Source organism: Streptomyces sp. NPDC014764 (assembly GCF_043082785.1).
Taxonomy (GTDB): Bacteria; Actinomycetota; Actinomycetes; order Streptomycetales; family Streptomycetaceae; genus Streptomyces; species Streptomyces althioticus.
Map to the genome: position 1 here is coordinate 1 of NZ_JBIBXY010000044.1, position 3,287 is coordinate 3,287.

General features: G+C 72.5%; 4 protein-coding genes. 3 read left to right on the top strand and 1 reads right to left on the bottom strand.

Annotation, left to right across the window (positions count from 1 at the left end; genetic code table 11):
• Both ACF1AG_RS34710 and ACF1AG_RS34715 read left to right on the top strand, forming a co-directional pair.
• A partial coding sequence (locus tag ACF1AG_RS34710; protein ID WP_359753281.1) for an adenosylhomocysteinase occupies nt 1-133 on the top strand: 133 nt, incomplete at its 5' end.
• Between the two features lie 138 nt (nt 134-271).
• On the top strand, nt 272-886 hold the full coding sequence (locus tag ACF1AG_RS34715; protein WP_359608049.1) for a hypothetical protein: 615 nt from the start codon (nt 272-274) through the stop codon (nt 884-886).
• Nucleotides 887-906: 20 nt separating this feature from the next.
• Here the strand turns inward: ACF1AG_RS34715 and ACF1AG_RS34720 are convergent, their stop codons facing one another.
• Nucleotides 907-1,839, bottom strand: coding sequence for an RDD family protein (locus ACF1AG_RS34720; protein WP_359608047.1), 933 nt, complete (start codon nt 1,837-1,839; stop codon nt 907-909).
• 100 nt (nt 1,840-1,939) lie between these two features.
• Between ACF1AG_RS34720 and ACF1AG_RS34725 the strand changes: the two genes are divergently transcribed.
• Nucleotides 1,940-2,947 (top strand): stage II sporulation protein M, encoded by a 1,008-nt coding sequence (locus tag ACF1AG_RS34725; RefSeq protein ID WP_359608045.1) that lies wholly within the window; start codon nt 1,940-1,942, stop codon nt 2,945-2,947.
• Nucleotides 2,948-3,287: the final 340 nt, after the last annotated feature.

Consider the following 3,287-nt stretch of genomic DNA (forward strand, 5'->3'; position numbering starts at 1 on the left):
CCTCGACGAGAAGGTCGCCCGCCTCCACCTGGACGCCCTCGGCGTCAAGCTCACCACGCTGCGCCAGGACCAGGCCGACTACATCGGCGTGAAGGTGGAAGGCCCGTACAAGTCCGACCACTACCGCTACTGAGCCGGACGCTCCTCACCGAGCCCGAGCCCCGAGGCAGGCCCCCGCACCCCCGTGCCGGGGGCCTGCCCCGTTGTCGGACCGACGACCGGCGACCGGCTCCGCCCTCACGACCCAGGACCCTTACGACCCAGGACCCCCATGCCCCGCGGCCGCTATTCGCTCCACGACCCGCACGACCACACCCCCCTCGCGGACGAACACTTCCAGTGCGCCCCCGGTCCCTCCGGCTGGCGCTACGTCTCCCAGCTCACCGCCCCCGACAGCGGTCACGCGGGCTCGGTCGACCTCACCCTCGACGCCCTCGGCCGCCCCCTCCGCCTCGAACTGCACGCCGCGAGCTGGCAGGTCCGCGGCGCCGCCCTCGACGGCGTCACCTGGGTCCGCACCGACCCCACCGGGACCCACGCCACCGAAGGCAACGTGCGCGCCCACGCCTTCACCGGCTCGTCCCCCGCCTTCCTCGTCGCCACCGCCCGTCTGCTGCGCCTCACCCCCTCCGCCGCTGCCACCCGCGTACGCCTCGTCGCCTTCACCGACCCGGTCCTCGCCCCCCGCACCGTGGACCAGTCCTGGGCGCTGGTCGACAGAGAAACACACCCCACTGACAACGGCCCCCTGACCGTGGACGCGTACCAGGTCACGGCGCTGGACACGGGCGAACAGCACACCGTGCACCTGGCCGGCGACGTGGTCCTGTCCGCGCCCGGCGTCGAGCTGGAAGACCTGGAGTCACCGCCGTCGGACCTCGGCTGAGACAGCGCCGTCCGCAGCGGTCAGGCAGGCGGCGCGAAACCCGTCGCGGGCCGCTCGGCCGACCCGCCACCGCCGACGGCCTCGCTGCCCGAGGCAGGCCCGGCCGGCGGCACCGCCTGAGGCACGGGGGCGGGAGGAACGCCGGGCGGCGGCAGCACCGGCCCGCCCGCACCTGTGGGAGAGGGAGCAGCCGGAACGCCTCCGCCGCCGAACGTCCGCCGCGCCTCCCGCGTCTGCCGCTCCAGCAGCACCGCCGCCAGATACATCGCGGGCGGCACCCCCGGAGGCACCGGCGCCCCGGTTCGCCCGGCCACGTCGGACGCCAGCCGCTCCGCCATCGACCAGCCGACCTGCGGATCGAGTTGCCGCATCCGCGTCAGGTACTGACGGACGGCGAGCCACAGACCGTCGGGCACCGCCGACAGATCGAGCCCGGAGAAGCGTCCCGCCAGCCACGGCGGAGGCGGCGGCACGAAAGCGCCCTGACCGGCCGCCGGTATGCGCTCCCGCACCACCAGCGTCCCCGCGAACACGTCCCCCAGCCGCCGGCCGCGCGCCGACACCAGCGAGGCGACGCAGGCCACGACCCCGAACGTCATCAGGATCTCGATCACCCCGAGCAGCCCCCGCACCAGCGCGTGCCGGAACCGGATCGGCCCGCCGTCGTCCCTCACCACCCGCAGCCCGCACGCCAGCTTCCCGAGCGACCGCCCGTGGGTCAGCGTCTCCACCAGGATCGGCCCGCCCACCAGCACCAGGACGAACGTCGCGATCGACACCGCAGTCCGCGCCGCCTCGTCCAGCGAGGCCGTCGCCGCCACCAGACCGAGGGTCACCAGGACGTAGACGGTCACGGCCGCCGCCAGGTCCAGCAGCACGGCCAACCCCCTGCTGGGCAGCTTCGCGGGGCGCAGCTCCAACGCCACCGCCTCGCCCGTCACCAGCTCACTCACGCCCGCCCGCCTCTCCCTGGGTCTGCCCCGGACACCGCCAGTCTGCCAAGCTGATGGCACATCGCACCGCCGTACGATCAGCCGAGGAGCAGGGACACCGATGGACCTCGACGTCTTCGTCTCCGCCCATCGAGCGGAGTGGGACCGTCTCGACGCCCTGCTCGGACGACGCCGCCGGCTCACCGGAGCGGAGGCCGACGAGCTCGTCACCCTGTACCAGCGCGCAGCCACGCACCTCTCGGTGATCCAGTCGGCCGCCCCCGACCCCCAGCTCACCGGACGGCTCAGCCAGCTGGTCGCCCGCGCGCGCAGCGCGGTGACGGGCACCCGCCGGGCGTCCTGGCGCGATGTCACGCACTTCCTGACGCACAGCTTCCCCGCGGCCGTCTACCGCGCGCGTCACTGGTGGGTGCCGACGGCGCTGATCTCCACGGCAGTGGCCGCGCTTCTCGGCTGGTGGATAGGCACGCACCCCGAGGTCCAGGCCTCCATAGCGGCGCCCGCCGAACTCCGCGAGATGACCCGCCCCGGCGGCCAGTACGAGACGTACTACTCCAGCAACCCGGCGACCTCGTTCGCCGCGCAGGTGTGGACGAACAACGCGTGGGCCGCCGCGCTGTGCCTCATCCTCGGGGTGTTCCTCGGTCTGCCGGTGCTGTGGATCCTCTTCCAGAACATGCTCAACCTGGGCGTCGGCTTCGGTCTGATGTCCTCCGCCGGGCGCCTCGACACCTTCCTCGGCCTGGTCCTCCCGCACGGCCTGCTGGAACTCACCGCGGTTTTCGTCGCCGCCGGCACGGGACTGCGGCTCGGCTGGACCGTCATCGACCCGGGCCCGCGCACCCGCCGCACCGCCCTGGCGGAGGAGGGCCGGGCCGCCCTCGCCATGGCGATCGGCCTGGCTCTGGTCCTGTTCGTCTCGGGCGCCATCGAAGGCTTCGTCACCCCGTCGGGCCTGCCCACCTGGGCCCGCATCACCATCGGCGTCGTCGCCGAGCTGGCCTTCCTGGCGTACGTCTACATCCTCGGCGGACGCGCCGCTCGCGCGGGCGCCACCGGGGACCTGGAGGCATCGGAGCGAAGCGCCACCGTGCCCACGGCCGCCTGATGTGCGACCGGCCCCGGTGAGCTGCTAGTGTCTTCTTCGCCCCACGGGAGCCGTTGACGCGGTGCCGGTGGGGAGGTAGATTGGAACAGTTGCCTGGAGATGGGTTCTGACCCGGAAGGCGACAGTGAACATCTACTGGCTTCCCGCCGGGACGCAGATTCCGCGGAAGCACCCCCCCGATAAGTCGGAATTCGAGGACGGTCAATCCGCCCCGAAACTTCTGATAAAGTCGGATCCGCCGGAAGGGAAAGCGCGAAAGCGTCGACCTGGAAAGCGCCGAGGAAATCGGATCGGAAAGATCTGATAGAGTCGGAAACGCAAGACCGAAGGGAAGCGCCCG

Bases quoted from the DNA above. Each gene is read 5' to 3' on its own strand.
- ACF1AG_RS34715 (WP_359608049.1), top strand. From the start codon at position 272: ATGCCCCGCGGCCGCTATTCGCTCCACGACCCGCACGACCACACCCCC.
- ACF1AG_RS34725 (WP_359608045.1), top strand. From the start codon at position 1,940: ATGGACCTCGACGTCTTCGTCTCCGCCCATCGAGCGGAGTGGGACCGT.